Origin of the sequence: Micromonospora craterilacus (assembly GCF_003236315.1) — a bacterium.
Lineage (GTDB): Bacteria > Actinomycetota > Actinomycetes > Mycobacteriales > Micromonosporaceae > Micromonospora > Micromonospora craterilacus.
On record NZ_POTY01000528.1, the window covers coordinates 1 to 537 of the forward strand.

Consider the following 537-nt stretch of genomic DNA (forward strand, 5'->3'; position numbering starts at 1 on the left):
CCCGGCCCGGGCGACACCACCGCGCCGACCGCGCCGGGTCGGCCCACCGCCACCGACGTGACCGCCACCGCCGCGACCCTGAGCTGGGCCGCGTCGACCGACAACGTGGGTGTCACCTCGTACGAGGTGCTGCGCGCCACCGGCACCGGTGCGGCGAGTGTGGTCGGGACCGTCTCCGGCACCACCTACCGCGCCACCGGCCTGACGGCCTCGACCAGCTACACGTTCACCGTCCGGGCGCGGGACGCGGCCGGCAACGTCTCGGCCGCCTCGCCACCGCTCACTCTGACCACCCCCGCTGGCAACGGCGGTGGCGGTGACCAGGGCTGCGCCGCGACGTACCGGGTGGTCAACTCCTGGGCGGGCGGCTACCAGGCGGAGGTGACCGTACGCAACACCGGTACGGCGGCGACGACCGGTTGGGCGGTCAGCTGGACCGCGCCCGCCGGCACCACGATCTCGTCACTGTGGAACGGCCGGCTGACCACCTCCGGCTCGACGGTGACGGTGCGCAACGAGCCCTACAACGGGCAACTC

1 protein-coding gene is annotated in these 537 nt (G+C 74.3%); it reads left to right on the forward strand.

Annotated features, from left to right (window positions below):
* The coding region (locus C1I95_RS34255; protein WP_199524049.1) for a cellulose binding domain-containing protein at positions 1 to 537 on the forward strand (537 nt) is incomplete at both ends.